The 16,069-nt window shown below is 33.6% G+C and carries 16 protein-coding genes; 7 read left to right on the top strand and 9 right to left on the bottom strand.

Features of this window, described 5'->3' with window-relative positions:
- Positions 1-19: 19 nt before the first annotated feature.
- The 3 genes from J8L88_RS18720 to J8L88_RS18710 all read right to left on the bottom strand — a co-directional run bounded on the left by J8L88_RS18720 (position 20) and on the right by J8L88_RS18710 (position 2,824).
- Positions 20-298, bottom strand: coding sequence for a hypothetical protein (locus J8L88_RS18720; RefSeq protein WP_027395726.1), 279 nt, complete (start codon positions 296-298; stop codon positions 20-22).
- A gap of 194 nt (positions 299-492) precedes the next feature.
- A complete protein-coding gene (locus J8L88_RS18715; protein WP_211061590.1) occupies positions 493-1,680 on the bottom strand; it encodes a pyridoxal phosphate-dependent aminotransferase in 1,188 nt (395 codons plus the stop codon).
- A 43-nt stretch (positions 1,681-1,723) separates the two neighbouring features.
- Positions 1,724-2,824 carry an acyl-CoA desaturase gene (locus tag J8L88_RS18710; RefSeq protein WP_027395724.1) on the bottom strand — a complete coding sequence of 367 codons (1,101 nt, stop codon included), beginning with the start codon at positions 2,822-2,824 and terminating at the stop codon, positions 1,724-1,726.
- A 136-nt stretch (positions 2,825-2,960) separates the two neighbouring features.
- Between J8L88_RS18710 and rsmG the strand changes: the two genes are divergently transcribed.
- Positions 2,961-3,590, top strand: coding sequence for a 16S rRNA (guanine(527)-N(7))-methyltransferase RsmG (rsmG, locus tag J8L88_RS18705; protein ID WP_118389409.1), 630 nt, complete (start codon positions 2,961-2,963; stop codon positions 3,588-3,590).
- Between the two features lie 42 nt (positions 3,591-3,632).
- Here the strand turns inward: rsmG and J8L88_RS18700 are convergent, their stop codons facing one another.
- Entirely contained in the window at positions 3,633-4,895 is a 1,263-nt protein-coding gene (locus tag J8L88_RS18700; RefSeq protein ID WP_211061536.1) for a nitrate/nitrite transporter, read from the bottom strand.
- A 160-nt stretch (positions 4,896-5,055) separates the two neighbouring features.
- The gene (locus tag J8L88_RS18695; RefSeq protein ID WP_027395721.1) at positions 5,056-5,523 is read right to left on the bottom strand and encodes a GNAT family N-acetyltransferase; all 468 of its coding nucleotides are present in this window, start codon (positions 5,521-5,523) and stop codon (positions 5,056-5,058) included.
- A gap of 109 nt (positions 5,524-5,632) precedes the next feature.
- On the opposite strand from J8L88_RS18695, the gene J8L88_RS23695 reads away from it, so the two are divergent.
- Complete coding sequence (locus tag J8L88_RS23695) at positions 5,633-5,755, top strand: hypothetical protein (RefSeq protein WP_256439433.1); 123 nt, start codon at positions 5,633-5,635, stop codon at positions 5,753-5,755.
- Between the two features lie 190 nt (positions 5,756-5,945).
- Here J8L88_RS23695 and pruA read toward each other — a convergent pair whose 3' ends face one another.
- Positions 5,946-7,574 (bottom strand): L-glutamate gamma-semialdehyde dehydrogenase, encoded by a 1,629-nt coding sequence (pruA, locus tag J8L88_RS18690; RefSeq protein WP_027395720.1) that lies wholly within the window; start codon positions 7,572-7,574, stop codon positions 5,946-5,948.
- Positions 7,575-7,735: 161 nt separating this feature from the next.
- Between pruA and J8L88_RS18685 the strand changes: the two genes are divergently transcribed.
- On the top strand, positions 7,736-8,455 hold the full coding sequence (locus J8L88_RS18685) for an NRDE family protein (RefSeq protein ID WP_027395719.1): 720 nt from the start codon (positions 7,736-7,738) through the stop codon (positions 8,453-8,455).
- A gap of 64 nt (positions 8,456-8,519) precedes the next feature.
- Complete coding sequence (locus J8L88_RS18680; RefSeq protein ID WP_027395718.1) at positions 8,520-9,530, top strand: DUF6695 family protein; 1,011 nt, start codon at positions 8,520-8,522, stop codon at positions 9,528-9,530.
- Here J8L88_RS18680 and apaG read toward each other — a convergent pair.
- The 3 genes from apaG to J8L88_RS18665 form a co-directional block, all read right to left on the bottom strand.
- The gene (gene apaG / locus J8L88_RS18675) at positions 9,505-9,891 is read right to left on the bottom strand and encodes a Co2+/Mg2+ efflux protein ApaG (RefSeq protein WP_027395717.1); all 387 of its coding nucleotides are present in this window, start codon (positions 9,889-9,891) and stop codon (positions 9,505-9,507) included. The genes J8L88_RS18680 and apaG overlap by 26 nt on opposite strands.
- A gap of 1 nt (position 9,892) precedes the next feature.
- The gene (locus tag J8L88_RS18670) at positions 9,893-10,957 is read right to left on the bottom strand and encodes a DUF3667 domain-containing protein (protein ID WP_211061535.1); all 1,065 of its coding nucleotides are present in this window, start codon (positions 10,955-10,957) and stop codon (positions 9,893-9,895) included.
- A gap of 291 nt (positions 10,958-11,248) precedes the next feature.
- Positions 11,249-12,517 (bottom strand): DUF5103 domain-containing protein, encoded by a 1,269-nt coding sequence (locus J8L88_RS18665; protein ID WP_035086827.1) that lies wholly within the window; start codon positions 12,515-12,517, stop codon positions 11,249-11,251.
- Between the two features lie 189 nt (positions 12,518-12,706).
- Here J8L88_RS18665 and J8L88_RS18660 point away from each other — a divergent pair, with 189 nt between their 5' ends.
- The 3 genes from J8L88_RS18660 to J8L88_RS18650 are packed head-to-tail and all read left to right on the top strand — an operon-like array spanning position 12,707 to position 16,066.
- Positions 12,707-14,059, top strand: a complete 1,353-nt coding sequence (locus J8L88_RS18660; protein ID WP_027395714.1) for a Na(+)-translocating NADH-quinone reductase subunit A — start codon at positions 12,707-12,709, stop codon at positions 14,057-14,059.
- A gap of 4 nt (positions 14,060-14,063) precedes the next feature.
- Positions 14,064-15,308, top strand: coding sequence for an NADH:ubiquinone reductase (Na(+)-transporting) subunit B (locus J8L88_RS18655; protein ID WP_027395713.1), 1,245 nt, complete (start codon positions 14,064-14,066; stop codon positions 15,306-15,308).
- 2 nt (positions 15,309-15,310) lie between these two features.
- Positions 15,311-16,066 (top strand): Na(+)-translocating NADH-quinone reductase subunit C, encoded by a 756-nt coding sequence (locus J8L88_RS18650; RefSeq protein WP_027395712.1) that lies wholly within the window; start codon positions 15,311-15,313, stop codon positions 16,064-16,066.
- The last annotated feature ends 3 nt before the right edge of the window (positions 16,067-16,069 follow it).

Raw genomic sequence — 16,069 nt, 5'->3', positions numbered from 1 at the left:
TTTTATCGTAGTTGAATAATTAATAAGATTCTTCCCAAGGGCCAAAAGCATATGGGTTGATATGCCAAAGCTCTGCGACTTTTTTAATAGTATCCTTTACACAGCCTTTTACACTTTGTAGGTATTCTGGTTCGATAAAAAAGATATCAAGAATTGACTCATAATATGAAACAGTATCCTCTACATCAGAAGGAGTATAGTTTAGAATTTCATCTTCGGAATAAGGGCTATTAAAATTTTCTTTAAAAATTTCAAGCACATTTTTTTGAACAATACGTTCTTTTTCAAGAATGTCCATAAATACAAAAGTAGGTTTTAAGATTGTTATTTATGTTCAAACTACAATTATCTCTTCTTAAGTGTTTTCCCCAAAACATTTAATATAGCAATCTAATAACTCAAAAAACAGTAATTTATTTTTAGGAAAATAAAAAGCCGATAATTTTTATTGAATCATCGGCTTTTTAATAAAAGTTATACAGTATTGCTAATTTAGCTTAATGCTTTTTTAATTCTATTGATTGCTTCTTTGATTTGCTCTGTACTTGCGGCATAAGAAATTCTAATACAATTTCCATTCCCAAAAGCATCTCCAGTTACCGTAGCAACATTCGCTTGTTCTAATAAAAACATAGAGAAATCAGAAGCGTTTTTTATTATATTTCCATTAATAGTTTTACCAAAGTAGTAAGAAACATCGGGGAAGACGTAGAATGCTCCTTCTGGTTCATTGCATTCAAATCCCGGGATTTCGGCTAACAAATCTAAAATTAATTTTCTACGGTTTTTAAATTCATCAACCATGTATTGGATTTTACTAACCGGAGCTTCTAAGGCTGTAATTACTGCCCTTTGCGCAATACAATTAGCGCCACTAGTTACTTGTCCTTGCATTTTATTACAAGCTCTAGCAATCGCTTTTGGAGCTCCTATATATCCAATTCTCCATCCAGTCATGGCAAAAGCTTTAGCAACTCCATTAACAGTTACCGTTCTCTCGTACATATCGTCAAATTGAGCCATTGAAGCATGATCACCAACATAATTAATATGTTCATAGATTTCATCACTAACGACAATAATATCGGGGTGTTTTTGAAGAACATCTGCTAATGCTCTTAATTCATCTTTGCTATATATAGATCCACTTGGGTTACAAGGAGAGCTATACCAAATCATTTTAGTCTTAGGAGTTATGGCTTTTTCTAATTGATCAGCAGTCATTTTAAAGTCATTTTCTATCGAAGTTTTAACTTCTACAGGAACACCTTCTGCTAGTTTTACAATGTCACTATAACTTACCCAATAAGGGCATGGGAGTATAACTTCATCTCCTGGATTTAAATATACCTGAGCTACATTGTAAAGAGATTGTTTTGCACCAGTCGATACAACAATCTGAGAGTGATCATAACTTAAATTATTGTCTCTTTTAAACTTTGTTATAATCGCGTCCTTTAATTCTACATATCCATCTACTGGAGTATAAGAATTATAATTGTCATTAACAGCCTTAATTGCGGCGTCTTTAATAAAATCTGGAGTATTAAAGTCAGGTTCTCCTAAACTTAAACCGATAATATCCTTTCCTTCTGCTCTTAATTCTCTTGCTTTTGCAGCCATTGCTAAAGTTGCAGAGGCTTTAAGCTTGTTGATTTTGTCTGATAATTGAATGCTCATTTCTGATACTTGTGTGCTCATTTTGGTAATTGGTAAATAAAAGTTATGACTGCATAGCGGGTTTGATTCCCATTTCTTTTAAATGTTTGAAATGAGCAACAATCGCTTTGCGAGTGGTTTTATATTCATTATATGGTAAATTAAATTCTTGCGCAGTTTGCTTTACAATTTTAGAAATTTTGGTATAATGAATGTGACTAATATGTGGAAAAATGTGGTGTTCCACTTGATGATTTAATCCTCCGGTAAACCAGTTGATCAATCTGTTTTTTGTCGAAAAATTTACAGTAGTAAATAACTGGTGTATTGCCCAAGTGTTTTTCATAGTTCCCGTGGTGTCTGGAAGCGGCATTTGTGCTTCTTCTACCATATGCGCTAATTGAAAAACAATACTTAAAATAAGTCCTGCTACATAATGCATTACGAAAAAGCCTATTAAAATTTTCCACCAAGAAACAGACATAATTATCATAGGGATAACGATCCAGATCAATACATAAATAATTTTTGTAATTACAATAGTGCTCCATTGTTTCAAGGGACTTGGTAGCTTACCATATGCTAGTTTTCGAGCTAAATATCTTTTGGTTTGTTTAAAATCTGTAGTCAGCGCCCAATTAAAAGTTAATAAGCCATATAAAAATACCGAGTAATAGTGCTGAAATTTATGAAACTTCATCCACTTGGCATGTTTGGTGAAACGTATAACTCTTCCTGCATCCATATCTTCATCGTGCCCGTGGATATTAGTGTACGTATGATGTAATACATTATGTTGTACTTGCCAGTTGTATACATTTCCAGCTAGTACATACATACTACTACCCATTAATTTGTTAATCCATTTTTTAGAAGAGTATGATCCGTGGTTTCCATCATGCATTACATTCATTCCTACTCCAGCCATACCAATACCCATTACTACGGTAAGTAATAACATCCACCATTGAGATATATTTAGAGTCAGTATTAAGAAATATGGCGTAAGAAATATTGAAAACATAATAATTGTCTTCAAATGAAGTTTCCAGTTTCCTGTACGTTTAATGTTATTTTCTTTGAAATATTGATTCACACGTTTGTTCAGTGTTCTGAAAAATTTTGCGGAATCTACTCTACTAAATTTTACGGTAGGTGTAGTCATGGGCTTTGTGTTTATGACTTAACGTTTTTCGTCATAATTTATTCGGTAAAGTTAGGTATTTAAATTTTTTTAACTTCTTAAAAAGTAGTAAAATATATTAAGTTAACATGTATTTTTGCTGTTTAAAATTTACTGTATGGATATTCTACTTACATATTTCCCCGATTTAACAGATGATCAAATACAAAAGTTTACGCAACTGGGTGAATTATATAAAGATTGGAATGCTAAAATTAATGTGATTTCTAGAAAGGATATTGATCTATTATATGAAAGACATGTATTGCATTCTTTGGGGATTGCTAAAATTCAAGGATTTAAAGAAGGTACAAGTGTGTTGGATGTTGGAACAGGTGGTGGATTTCCTGGGATACCGTTAGCTATATTATTCCCAGAAACTCAGTTTTACTTGGTAGATGTAATTGCTAAAAAAATACGTGTTGTAAATGAGGTTTCTAGTGCTTTAGGCTTGGAAAATGTAAAAGCAGAACAACGCAGGGCAGGAACATTCGACGAGCGCTTTGATTTTATTGTAAGTAGAGCAGTTACTAATATGCCCGATTTTGTAAAATGGGTTAGAAAGAATGTAGCTAAAAAATCAATACATGAATTATCTAATGGTATTTTGTATCTAAAAGGAGGGGATTTAACAGAGGAACTAACCTCATTCCCCAAAGCAACACAGTATAATTTACAAGACTATTTCGAAGAAGATTTTTTTGAAACAAAAAAAGTAGTACACCTCCCAATAAAATATAAGGTGTAGCTGATATACTATCAGTGAAAAAAACACTTTAGAATTGGTGTTTTAGGTTGTTTTCTTTTTGTATAATTTATGGTAATACCAAGCAGCAATACCTCCTGTACAAGAAAATATAGCCAGCATCCAGAATACATGTTGGTGCCCAGTAATACCTGGAGAATTGTCTAAAAGATATCCATAAGCAAGTCCTGCGAAGATATCTGGAGTATATCCTATCAGTGATATAAGACCTACAGCGGTTCCTGTGAGAACTAGTGGGATTTTACCCCTCTGCATTACTGCGAAATACAAAGAACGTGCTGAGTATACTCCAGTTGCTACCACTAATATCGAAATAAAGAATAATAGCGTTTCAGAATCCGAAATGATATCAAGCGCAAATAATAAAGCTCCGATAAAGGAGACTACAAAACTAATCACCAGCCAAAAAGTGGTTTGCGTGCGATCCGCCAATACTCCAATTAACACTCCGATAATCGGGCGAACAAATAGTAAAAAAGTACCTACCTGAGCGGATTCTACTTGGTCATATAGCATCACATCCTTAGCGTAGAGCGAAAATACATCCGTGATTTTGTAACCTACGTATGCACATAGGATAATGATCATTAATAGCCATACTGAGGGTAGTTTTAATACTTCTAAAATTTGCGATGTTGTTATTTTTTCAAGGATAATTTCTTGTTCTGTTTCGTGGTCAAGTTTCATAAAAAACCACACCGCTAAGCCTATGAGAGCTACAATACCAGCAGACACCAGTATTACTTGCTTAAATGCTGCTCTACTTTCAAGAACAGTGACTTGTGATGCATCTGAGGTTATGAACAAAGAGAATATAAAGACACCCATGGCTCCAAACATTGCTCCTACTAATCCGCGTCCACCATCTAAAAAACCAAAAGCCTTACCCTGAGAAGTAGATCCGCCCCAAACCCGTGTAGCTTTGATCATTGGTGCCCAGAATAAAAAAATGGTAGTAAATCCCCAGTAACCATATAATATTTTTAATGTTGTATAATCAGGAAAAGTAGCATAGACCAAGCCTCCTAAAGCGGTCATCCATAGTGCGACGGCGATCAGTTTTCTTGGGGGAAATTTATCCGCTATAGGCCCTCCAAAAAGATAAGATAATAGGGCCACAATACCATATACAAAAAAACATTCGCCTAATTGAAAGTTGTTCAAGTTAAACGCTTCCAGTACTGTAGGTCTAAATACACGTGAAAGAACAAACGGAAGGATAAATACTGACTCGCCCGCTAGAATAAGTAGTAAAAGAAAATACCAAGGTGCTTTTTTTTGATTCATACGGTAAAAGAATTAGGCTTATAGGAATAATCGTGTAAATGCTTGCTAAAGATAACGTTTGTAATTGTTTTTGGTGTCAAACAAGAATTTTCGTTAATAATGAAGATGCGTTCTAACCTCGGTTGGAATGACAGAAGAGCTAAAAAAAGAAATCTTGTTATTAAGACTTATCTCCTGAATTAATTCGCATACGAACCAGATATTTTTCAAAACCAGCTTTTTCATAGGCTCTTATGGCACTTGGATTTTGGTCATAAACATCCAACTGTATTTCTGTAATATCTTTAGTCGAGAACCAGTTTGATAGATACTGAATTATATTTTGACTGATTCCTTGTCCACGAAACTCATCTTTTACAAACATAAAACCAATATATCCCATTGTATCCTGTTTGAAGAATTCTTTTCGCTCTCTGATCTGTCCGTAACCACTGCCCACTACTTCTCCATCAATCTCGGCAACAACTACTTCTGTGTGATTAGATTTTATGTACTCGCTAATGTTATAATAACTTATTTTTTCTTCAGTTTTAAGCGTAATATCCATTGGACGTTCTGCTTCAATGATGCCTTGCTCAAATTCAAGTAGGGTTGGAAGGTCTTCAATATGCGCTGGACGTATTATCATTTTTTATTTTTTTTGAAAAATACTAATAATTAAATATAAGAAAAGTATCGGTTGTGCTACTACTATAGTAACAAGAGAAATAAGACGGACAATTAATACAACTTCTTCTATGTCCTCAGTAGATTTAGAAATAGAAAGTAAGAAGGTAAAAATAAATATCAATGTAGCGGTAATTGTGGAGATCACATGGATATTAGATAGTAATGATGTTCTTTTTTTATTTAATTTATGAACGGTAAAATAAAGTAGTCCAATACCTAAGAATAAAATGTAAAAAAATGAGACTAATAAATCACAAAATAAGTGTCGTGAACATTAATATCTAATGTTTCTTCGTCAAAAGAAAAACCGTATATCAATAAAATTGGAGTCAAACTCCAAAAAATGATATACGGTTTATGTGTTATGTACTTCACTAGAGACTATTCTCCTAAGAAAGGGTATCTATAATCTGCTGGAGTTACAAAAGTTTCTTTGATTGTGCGAGGCGATACCCAACGTAATAGGTTTAGGTAAGATCCGGCTTTATCATTTGTTCCAGATGCTCTTGCACCACCAAAAGGTTGTTGCCCTACAACTGCACCAGTTGGTTTGTCATTGATGTAGAAATTACCAGCGGCATTTTGTAATGCCTTTGTAGCTTCTGCAGCAGCGTATCTGTCAGTTGAGAAGATTGCCCCAGTTAATGCATATTCACTAGTCTGATCTACTAAGGTTAATGTTTCTTCCCATTTACTATCGTCATATACATAGATGGTGATTACTGGTCCGAAAAGCTCAGTGCACATAGTTGTGTACTTAGGATCTTCTGCAAGAATAACCGTTGGCTCGATAAAGTATCCTTTAGATTTATCATATCCACCACCAGCAATTATCGTTGCTCCATTGTCTTCCTTAGCTTGATCAATAAATTTAGCAAGTTTATCAAAAGAACCTTCATGAATAACAGCAGTAATAAAGTTGCTCATATCCTCTGGTGATCCCATTTTGAATGACTTGATATCTGCTTTTAAGAACTTTTCTACATCTGCCCATAAACTTTTAGGGATGTAAGCTCTGGAAGCAGCACTACATTTTTGCCCTTGGAATTCAAAAGCTCCACGAGAGATTCCTGTAGCTACTTGCTTAGCATTTGCGCTAGGATGCGCAACGATAAAATCTTTTCCACCTGTTTCACCTACAATTCTTGGGTAGGTTTTATAATTATGGATGTTCGTTCCAATTTTAGCCCAAATATCTTTAAATACATGAGTACTACCGGTAAAGTGAATACCAGCAAAATCAGGACTTGCTAATACTGTGTCGGTAATCATAACAGGATCTCCATATACTACATTAATAACTCCATCAGGAACTCCTGCTTCTTTAAAAATATCTATAATTACTTTTGCAGAATAAATTTGACTATCACTTGGTTTCCAAACAACAGTGTTTCCCATTAATGCAGCACTAGCTGGTAAATTCCCTGCTATTGCAGTAAAGTTAAATGGAGTGATTGCATATACAAAACCTTCTAAAGGTCTGTACTCTAGTCTGTTCCAAGCACCAGAAGTAGAATCTGGTTGATCTTCATAGATCTGAGTCATAAACTCTACATTAAAACGTAGGAAGTCAATGAATTCGCAAGCAGCATCAATTTCTGCTTGGAAAATATTCTTAGACTGCGCTAACATAGTCGCTGCATTAATTTTTGCTCTATAAGGACCAGCTATTAATTCTGCTGCTCTCAAAAATATAGCTGCACGTTGTTCCCAAGCTAGGTCAGCCCATTTTTTACGAGCTTCTATTGCAGTATCTATTGCTTTTTGAATGTGTTGCTTTTCGGCTTTGTGATACGTTCCCAATAAATGTTTATGGTCATGTGGTGGTGACATGGTTCCTGTGTCACCAGTTCTGATCTCTTCACCATTTATGTATAATGGGACATCTATAGATGAATTATACATTGATTTATATGTTGCCAAAACTTCTTCTCTCTCGGGAGTCCCTGGAGCATATGACTTTACAGGCTCATTTATTGCTGTTGGAACTTGAAAAAAACCTTTTCCCATAGTTACGTGTATTTTAGTTTAATTTGTAAGATGTGTTAGAATACTTCAAGCGGCAAAGATAGGAAATTATGTAGGGTAATGTTTATTTTAACCTTTTATAAACATGTATAGTGTGTATTTTTTTTTGTAAGTTGTGCAAAATTTATGCGACCCAAAAATCTATGTGTACAGTAACGTTGATTCCCACTCAAGAAAACGGTTTTATATTAACCTCTAATCGAGATGAAGCATTAAACAGAAAAACTTTAGCTCCTGAGTTTTATCAAGTTGATAAAACCAGAATGTTATTTCCAAAAGATGCGGTAGCTGGAGGAACTTGGATTGGAATTAGTGATAAAAATACAATGATCTGTCTTCTTAATGGAGGCTTTAAAATTCATGAAAGATTAGCTTCTTACAGGCAAAGTAGAGGAGTAGTAGTTAAAGATTTGTTAGGTGCTAGTAATTTGCAAGATGCAATTATGAACTATGATTATAAAGGCATTGAACCGTTTACTATAGTTGCTGCAAATTGGCAATCAGAATTAGAATTTTTTGAATTAGTTTGGGATGGTAGGCAAAAACATTTTAGAGTACTAGATAAAGAAATTTATATTTGGTCATCTTCAACTTTATATACTTCCGAAATGAAGGGTAAGAGAGAAGATTGGTTTGAAGTGTTTGAAAAAGAAAATGTATTAACACCAGAAACTCTTCTAGATTTTCATAAGAATGCAGGGGTAGGAAATAAGGATATAGATTTACAGATTGATAGAGGTTTTTTAAAGACTAGAAGTGTGACTCAGGTTGTTAAAAATAACGAAGAAGAACTTACAATGCGTTATGAGGATCTTCAGAATTCTGAAGTAAATATTGTTACTTTTGAAGCAATAACGGCTTGAAAGTAAATTATGAATGCAATCTTACATTTGAAAATACGTATAATATTAAAATTTTAAGCGTGTGATGAATTACACGGGTAAAATAATTTCCCTAGCTTTTCCAGATACTTTTGTTCGTTTTTCTGACGAGGAAAAAAAATCTACCAGTTTGTTGCAATTCTTTGGATTGGGAAAAGGAGGAGTTATTAAGGCTGGTCATGCTGCTTTTGTTTTAATTGAGAATAAAACAGGAATAGCAGAGTACTATGATTTTGGGCGTTATATAACTCCACCCGGAAAAGGAAGAGTAAGAAGCGCTGAGACTGATGTGGAGCTTGAAATTCCTTTTAAAGCGACTTTTACTTCAGAAGGTAAATTGTCTAATGTTGATCAATTTCTGTTATGGTTGGAAGCAAATCCCGAAAAAACGCATGGTAGTGGGCGATTAGTTGCATCTGTATGTGATTATATATATTATGATAAGGCAAAAGAATATGTGTTGGAAGTCCAAAATAAAGGAAGTATCCCATATTCTACGTTTAGAAAAGAAGGTAGTAATTGTTCTAGGATAGTCACAGATACGATCTTAAAAAGCACTGATAAATCCAAAATAAGAACCCCGTTATTGCGAAATAAATTGTTTACTCCAAGTCCTTTGGGGAATGTAGAAAAAGGGTCTATGGAAAATAAAATTTATCAGGTAGAAAGTGGTAGTCTAATTGAATATCCAAATTCTGTTTTTATAGAGAATCTTACCAATTATTTTGACAAGAAAACACCGAATTTTGTTCAAAAGAAAAAAAATGTATTACCTGTTTTTTTAGAACAAGCTTGTTTTCTTACAGGAATCGGTAGTGGAGCATATTTCGTTATGAAAGAATCTTCTGAAAGTTTATTATTTGAAATAAGACGATATACCGAGTATGGACAAGAGGATTTTAGAGGGTTGTTTGAACCTAAATCAATGTTTGTTTATAGTAAAAGCTATAAATTCGTTTTTGATTCACATTGCAAATACTGCCATATCGAACAGGATGGGAAAGTTATAAGATTTGATTTGATAAAGAGGCTTAATTTAGCGCAAAAGGAGAGCTGAGTTTAAAACTGGGGATGATTACCTTAAATTTTCTTGTAGAAGTAAAATTAACCATGTTGTAATGTCCTTTCATTGCGCCAAATGGAGAACTTAAAAGACATCCGCTATTGTAAGTGTGAGATTCTCCTGGTTTTAAAACGGGTTTTTTGCCAATAACACCTTCTCCTTCTACAATTTCAGTGTTACTTAACGCATCTTTTATTTCCCAAAAGCGAGAAGTAAGTTGTACTGAATCTTTACTTTGATTTTCTATGGTGATACGATATCCAAAGGCAAAGTGCATCTTATAGTTCTTAAAGAACGTACCTTCAAAGGTGGTGTCCACCGAAATTTTTATACCTCTGGTTACTTGTTCAACCATATTAAAAAATAAACATTGATCCAATGATCGTAATTAAAGATCCTATACTTGCTAAGATAAAAAATAATACGTTCACTAACAGAAATTTAACAATAGTTTTAGCTCTTTTTTGTTGGTAAAAATTACGCATCGCCTTATATAGATAAAATAGAAAAATGAACATCGCAATGCTAGATGCAACTTCACTTTTGGTGATTTGATCAATTAAAATAGCAATTCCCATAAGGATGAAAAACATGGTTTGAGTATGAAAAATGAATACAAGGTGCTCCATGTAGTTAAAAGGTCTTCTTATGTATATAATCCATATTGTTAACGCAAAAAAAGGAAGAAAGAAAAAGATGATGAAGGGTAGTTTGTTAAAGACAAACTTAAGAAGTTCCATCGGGTTTTCGTTTAGGTTTTTTGTCCTAATACTTCTTTTGTATAAGTATTTGGTATATCCATTTTTAGAGTGCTTTAAACTGTCTAAAGCAATACTTGCAGATAATTGCTCAGTTTTTTTATAATGTGATTTATATGTTTTCCAACGTTTGTTTAAAGCAGTAAACATATCCATGGTGTCTAGCTGTTTCTCACTAAAATATACATAATCATTATCGTCTTTATTGTCAGAAGTTGATGTAGTGTCATTAGTTGTTGTATCGTTTTGTTGATCCTTATCTTGATCAGATAAATTTATCTCTAATACTTCTTTGTCTTGATCATTATTCTTAGTAATTATAGTGTCAAAATCAATAAATAAACCACTTATAATAAAAAACATTATTGATACACTAAGGTAAAATCTAAAAGGGTTGGCATATTTTATTCTTCTTCCTTCGATATAATCTTTAGAAATCATTCCTGGTCGAAATAACAAGCCAACTACAGTGTGTCTTAATCTGGAGTCATATGAAAATATACTCGCAAAAAACTCATTAAAGAAATCCTTAAACGATAGTTTTTTGGTAGTGTTTATTTGACCACAGTTATGACAATATCGATCAATAACATCTAGAGGTACGTGGCAGTTTAAACACTCGTTTCCTCTATATTTTTTAAGAAATCTCCCCTTTTCTTTCATGTATAGTTCATGGTTTGCGTAATGGGACTAAAATAACAGTATTTCGTTACAAAACATAAAAATTCTGAATGTCTTTAAAATAGAATAAAATCGGTATTAGTTAATGCGGGTAATACTAGTAACAGTAGTATAGCGAAAAGAAGTATTGTTATCGTGTTTAATGTCGAAAAAAGTTGGTGGTAGTTAAATGAAGCAACTTATAATCAGAGTGTATTGTTAATTTAGTGTTTGTAATTAATAATAATTCAAACACTTCTTGTGATCAAGGATGAAATGTAGGTTTTAAATTTCTTAGTTTGTTATATTTCTAGAATTGCCAATACCTTTGCCAATTGCTCTGTCATATCTTGCTCCTGGTGCTCGATAATAAGGGATGATCATATATTCGTTCTCGGTTTCATCAAAGTTTCCGCTGATAAATCCAGGATCAATAGTGCCGTCTGGATTTACTAAGACATATTTGTAATTATTAAATCCTTGTTTAAATAATTTTTTCCCGAAGTAAATACCATTTTCTTTATCATAAGTCAATCTTGTAGAGTCGTCTATAACGTAGTTGTTGAAATTTCCATATAGATGAATTTCTCCTCCATTAAGAGGTTCGTAGCATTCTAGAGAAAAATGCATCCATACATAATCAGCTTCAGTGTTGTTATTTTCGGCTCTCAAATTTCTTACTACAAAACTACCATTAATGTCCGGGTAGTAGGTGTATATTCTATTGGCTCTAACAATATCTGTATATAAATAATTGTGGTATATTTTCTGAAGATCGATACTTCTTATGTTGGCAGTTGGAGATCTTACTTCTTTGCTGTCAAAGAAAAGATATTCATTGCCACCCCAAAAACTTGATTCTACATCGTATTTATATACTAAACTGTTCGCAATTGTAAATTGTGGTACGAGATCCGTAATAGCATTTTTTAAATCATTGTTTTGAATAACTAATGTTTTTAAATTTCGTTTTGGGTTTTTTAGAATCTCATTAGGAGAGCTTATTTCGAACTGTACTGATTGTCTGGTGTCAATATATTTTAAGTTTCTTGATCTCTTTGTGTATGCTTTTATACTTGTTACACTTTCGTATACTATAAATTTCCGGGAAAATACGATTTCATCATCCTCGTCATAAATTTCTATCATATAGTTACCGCTTACTTTTAATCCTTTTGTGTCTTCGTTTGGGATTCTCAAAGTGTAGTTGCTATACATCTGTAGGGTGTTAAAAGAATTCTCGTAGTTTACGATTCTAATATCGTCAAAGCCATTTAAGTATTCGTTTTTGTATAAAACAGAAGGAGTCCAGTCAAAATTATAGTGAGTGATTTTGTAGTAGTAATCTACTTCATCACCATTGATATCATCAAATCTAATATGAAGAGGTTCTCCGAGTTTTAGAATAGGTGTTCCAGAAAATTCTTCGCTACCAAATAGCTGAATGGTTTTGATGTGATCAGGAGGGTTTACTTCATTTGTAACTTGCTGAGCTGTAATAAAAAATGAAGAACTACTAAATATTCCTAGAATTAGTAAGAATTGTTTAAGATTTTGTGACATTAAATGAATTGTTAGCTGTGTAAAGATAAACAAAATGTATGCCTAAAAATGAGTTGATGATTTTAAAGCCTAAAACTTGTTATTTAGAAACATTATAAATAAAATCTTATAAGAGTGCTAGCTTTCACTTACGTGTTTTAATTATTAAATTTGCACGATTTTTTTAGTTAATTAACATAGACTACAAATATGTCAAAAGACATTCGTATCAGAAAGGGCTTGGACATTAAGCTTGTTGGCGAAGCAGAGAAAGTTACTGCAGAAGCTACCAAAAGTAATGTTTACGCAATTAAGCCTGACGATTTTCACGGTATTGTGCCAAAAGTTATTGCCAAACAGGGTACAGAAGTTAAAGCCGGCGAACCCTTATTCCACTCTAAATCTAATGAAAATATGCTTTTTCCTTCGCCAGTAAGCGGGGAGGTTGTGGAAATTGTTCGCGGTGCTAAACGAAAAATATTAGCATTTAAAATTTTAGCAGATAAAGAGCAACAATTTACAGACTTTGGAACAAAGGATGTAAAGTCAATGAGTGGAGATGAGATCAAATCTCACTTGCTGTCTTCAGGTTGTTGGCCTTTTATCAAACAACGTCCATATGACGTTATAGCTAATCCTGATGTTGCTCCCAAAGCAATTTTTATATCTGCGTATGCAACAGCTCCTTTAGCAGCTGATCTAGCTCACGTATTAGCAGGTAAAGATAAAGAGCTTCAAGCAGCAGTAACTGCGTTAAGTAAGTTAACAGAAGGAGATGTTCACGTGTCTGTGGGGAAAAAGGATAATTCACCTTTTAACGGGTTGGATAATATTACCTTACACAATGTAAGTGGCCCTCATCCTGCTGGAAATGTGGGAGTGCAAATAGCAAAAGTAGATCCGATAAATAAAGGAGAAGTTGTATGGGTAGTCAATCCACAAGATCTTGTTGTTATTGGTGAATTGTTATTAACTGGTAAGTTTAACGCTGAACGTATCATTGCGTTGGCTGGATCTTCAATAAAAAATCCAAAATATTTTAAAACTAAAATCGGTGCAGAAGTTTCTTCTGTTATTTATGATTCTGGTGTGAAAGATAATAATATTAGGGTTATAAGCGGAAATGTTCTTACAGGTGATAATGTAAAGCCTGATGGTCATTTAGGATTTTATCATGATATGATTACTGTGATTCCAGAAGGTGATGATTATGAGTTGTTTGGGTGGAATAAACCGATTTTTAATAAGATATCTCCGTCTAGAGCGTTGACTTTTTCCTGGTTATTTCCGAATAAAAAATATGATTTAAATACCAATACAAACGGTGAACATAGAGCCTTTGTGGTTACCGGTAATTATGAAACTGTTTTTCCTTTAGATATTTATCCATTGCAGATCTTAAAAGCTTGTGCGGTTAACGATCTAGATGCTATGGAACAATTAGGAATGTATGAAGTAGCTCCGGAGGATTTTGCATTGACTGAGTTTATATGTGTTTCTAAGCAACCACATCAGCAGATCATTAGAGAAGGACTAGATTTAATGTTAAAAGAAATAGGATAAGGTAATGGGTTTAAAGAGTAAATTACATAACTTAAAACTTAAGTATAAAGATAAAAAGATGGCGCCCGCATTTAATGCACTCCATACTTTTTTATATCTGCCAAATGAGATTACGCATTCTGGATCTCATGTTCGTGCAGCAGATGATTTAAAACGTACCATGAACACTGTAATCATGTCGTTAGTACCATGTTTAATTTTTGGTATGTTTAACGCAGGTTATCAGCATTATTTAGCGTTGGGTGAAATAGAAGCGGCTGCTAATGGTTTTTTTAGTGCTGCATTTTGGTCACTTGATAATTTGATAATCGGATTATGGAAAGTGTTACCGTTAGTGGTAGTTTCTTACGGAGTAGGGTTAGCTGTAGAATTTTTATTTGCAGTTATTAAAGGACACGAAGTAGAAGAAGGCTATTTGGTTACCGGGATGTTAGTTCCATTAATTGTTCCTGTTGATACCCCATTATGGATGTTGGCTGTAGCAGTTATTTTTGGAGTAGTGATTGGTAAAGAAGTATTTGGAGGAACTGGTATGAATATTTTAAATCCAGCATTAACTATAAGAGCCTTTTTGTTCTTTGCATATCCAACTTGGATGTCTGGGGATAAAGTATGGGTGCATGGAGCAGTTGATAGAGCAAATGAAATTGCTGGAGGTGCTCAGTTAGATGCGATCTCTGGAGAGACTGTTTTGGGAGGATTAGCACAAGGAAAAAATATTTTAGGTTCTGGAGATGCTACATATTCTGTTATGGATGCGTTTTTTGGATTTATTCCTGGTTCTGTAGGAGAGACTTCGGCATTATTGATATTGTTAGGAGCTGCTTTCTTAATCTTTACAAAAATTGGAAGCTGGAGAATTATGGTGAGTGCTGTGTTAGGAACATTGGTTATGGGACTAATTTTTAATGGAGTTACCAATGCTGGTTGGATAGCAGAATCTAGTAAGTTTTATGCATTAATGAATCTAGAGTTCTGGAAACACTTAATAGTAGGAGGTATTGCTTTTGGTATTGTCTTTATGGCTACAGATCCTGTAACAGCTTCTCAAACCAATAAAGGAAAATGGATTTACGGATTCTTGATTGGATTTATTTCAATATTAATTAGAGTGTTTAATCCAGCATATCCAGAAGGTGTGTTTTTAGCAATTTTATTGATGAATGTATTTGCACCTACAATTGACCATTACGTGGTTCAAGGAAATGTTAAGAAAAGAATGAAACGTCTAAAATTAAAAACTGCTTAGTTATGGCGATTAATACAGATAAAAATTCATATACAATTATCTTTGCAGTTGCAATGGTAGTTGTGGTAGGTTCTATATTAGCAGGTATATCTTCGGTACTTAAACCAAATATAACGGCTAATAAAATCACAGAAAAGCAGCAGAATATATTATTCGCAATGGGGATTTCGGATACGGAAGATCCTAACGAATTTGTACCTGCAGAAAAAGCACAAGAATTGTTTGATAAATATGTAGGAGATGAGCAATATATCATTACTGGAAATTCTGCTAAGAAAACAACTGATGCTTTTAATATAGAAGTGAAGAAGGAGAATGATAAGGTAAAGCAGGATCCAAATTATGAGCGAAAAATGCCATTGTTTATTGGTAAAAAAGACGGTCAGGAGTTTTATGTTGTGCCTATGAGAGGAAATGGTCTATGGGATGCAATCTGGGGATATGTTTCTTTAGATAAACAATTTAAAACTGTGAAAGGTGCCTTTTTTGATCATAAAGGAGAGACTCCTGGTTTAGGAGCTAATATCAAAGAAGCTTATTTTAGAGATGACTTTATTGGAGAGAGTATTTTAGATGCTTCTGGAAATTATAAAGGAATTACAGTAAAGAAAGGTAATGGAGATCCTAAAAACGTAAGAAAAGATGATAATGCAGTAGATGCTATGGCGGGAGCTACAATTACCGGAGATGGTGTAACTGCAATGGTGAAGAAAGGAATTAAGATGTATCAACCTTATTTCGAAACTTTAAAAAAATAACAA

It is taken from the genome of Aquimarina sp. MMG015, from assembly GCF_018100855.1.
In the GTDB taxonomy this organism is placed as follows: Bacteria; Bacteroidota; Bacteroidia; order Flavobacteriales; family Flavobacteriaceae; genus Aquimarina; species Aquimarina latercula.
The sequence above is the reverse complement of the archived record's forward strand: the minus strand, read 5'-3'. Positions and strand labels throughout refer to the sequence as shown.

Excerpts from the sequence above, each read along its gene's own strand:
- J8L88_RS18710 (WP_027395724.1), bottom strand. The coding sequence starts at position 2,824 with ATGACTACACCTACCGTAAAATTTAGTAGAGTAGATTCCGCAAAATTT.
- rsmG (WP_118389409.1), top strand. The coding sequence starts at position 2,961 with ATGGATATTCTACTTACATATTTCCCCGATTTAACAGATGATCAAATA.
- apaG (WP_027395717.1), bottom strand. The coding sequence starts at position 9,891 with ATGGTTGAACAAGTAACCAGAGGTATAAAAATTTCGGTGGACACCACC.
- J8L88_RS18695 (WP_027395721.1), bottom strand. The coding sequence starts at position 5,523 with ATGATAATACGTCCAGCGCATATTGAAGACCTTCCAACCCTACTTGAA.
- J8L88_RS23695 (WP_256439433.1), top strand. The coding sequence starts at position 5,633 with ATGTCCTCAGTAGATTTAGAAATAGAAAGTAAGAAGGTAAAAATAAAT.
- J8L88_RS18685 (WP_027395719.1), top strand. The coding sequence starts at position 7,736 with ATGTGTACAGTAACGTTGATTCCCACTCAAGAAAACGGTTTTATATTA.
- J8L88_RS18700 (WP_211061536.1), bottom strand. The coding sequence starts at position 4,895 with ATGAATCAAAAAAAAGCACCTTGGTATTTTCTTTTACTACTTATTCTA.
- pruA (WP_027395720.1), bottom strand. The coding sequence starts at position 7,574 with ATGGGAAAAGGTTTTTTTCAAGTTCCAACAGCAATAAATGAGCCTGTA.
- J8L88_RS18670 (WP_211061535.1), bottom strand. The coding sequence starts at position 10,957 with ATGAAAGAAAAGGGGAGATTTCTTAAAAAATATAGAGGAAACGAGTGT.
- J8L88_RS18715 (WP_211061590.1), bottom strand. The coding sequence starts at position 1,680 with ATGAGCATTCAATTATCAGACAAAATCAACAAGCTTAAAGCCTCTGCA.
- J8L88_RS18720 (WP_027395726.1), bottom strand. The coding sequence starts at position 298 with ATGGACATTCTTGAAAAAGAACGTATTGTTCAAAAAAATGTGCTTGAA.
- J8L88_RS18650 (WP_027395712.1), top strand. The coding sequence starts at position 15,311 with ATGGCGATTAATACAGATAAAAATTCATATACAATTATCTTTGCAGTT.
- J8L88_RS18655 (WP_027395713.1), top strand. The coding sequence starts at position 14,064 with ATGGGTTTAAAGAGTAAATTACATAACTTAAAACTTAAGTATAAAGAT.
- J8L88_RS18680 (WP_027395718.1), top strand. The coding sequence starts at position 8,520 with ATGAATTACACGGGTAAAATAATTTCCCTAGCTTTTCCAGATACTTTT.
- J8L88_RS18665 (WP_035086827.1), bottom strand. The coding sequence starts at position 12,517 with ATGTCACAAAATCTTAAACAATTCTTACTAATTCTAGGAATATTTAGT.
- J8L88_RS18660 (WP_027395714.1), top strand. The coding sequence starts at position 12,707 with ATGTCAAAAGACATTCGTATCAGAAAGGGCTTGGACATTAAGCTTGTT.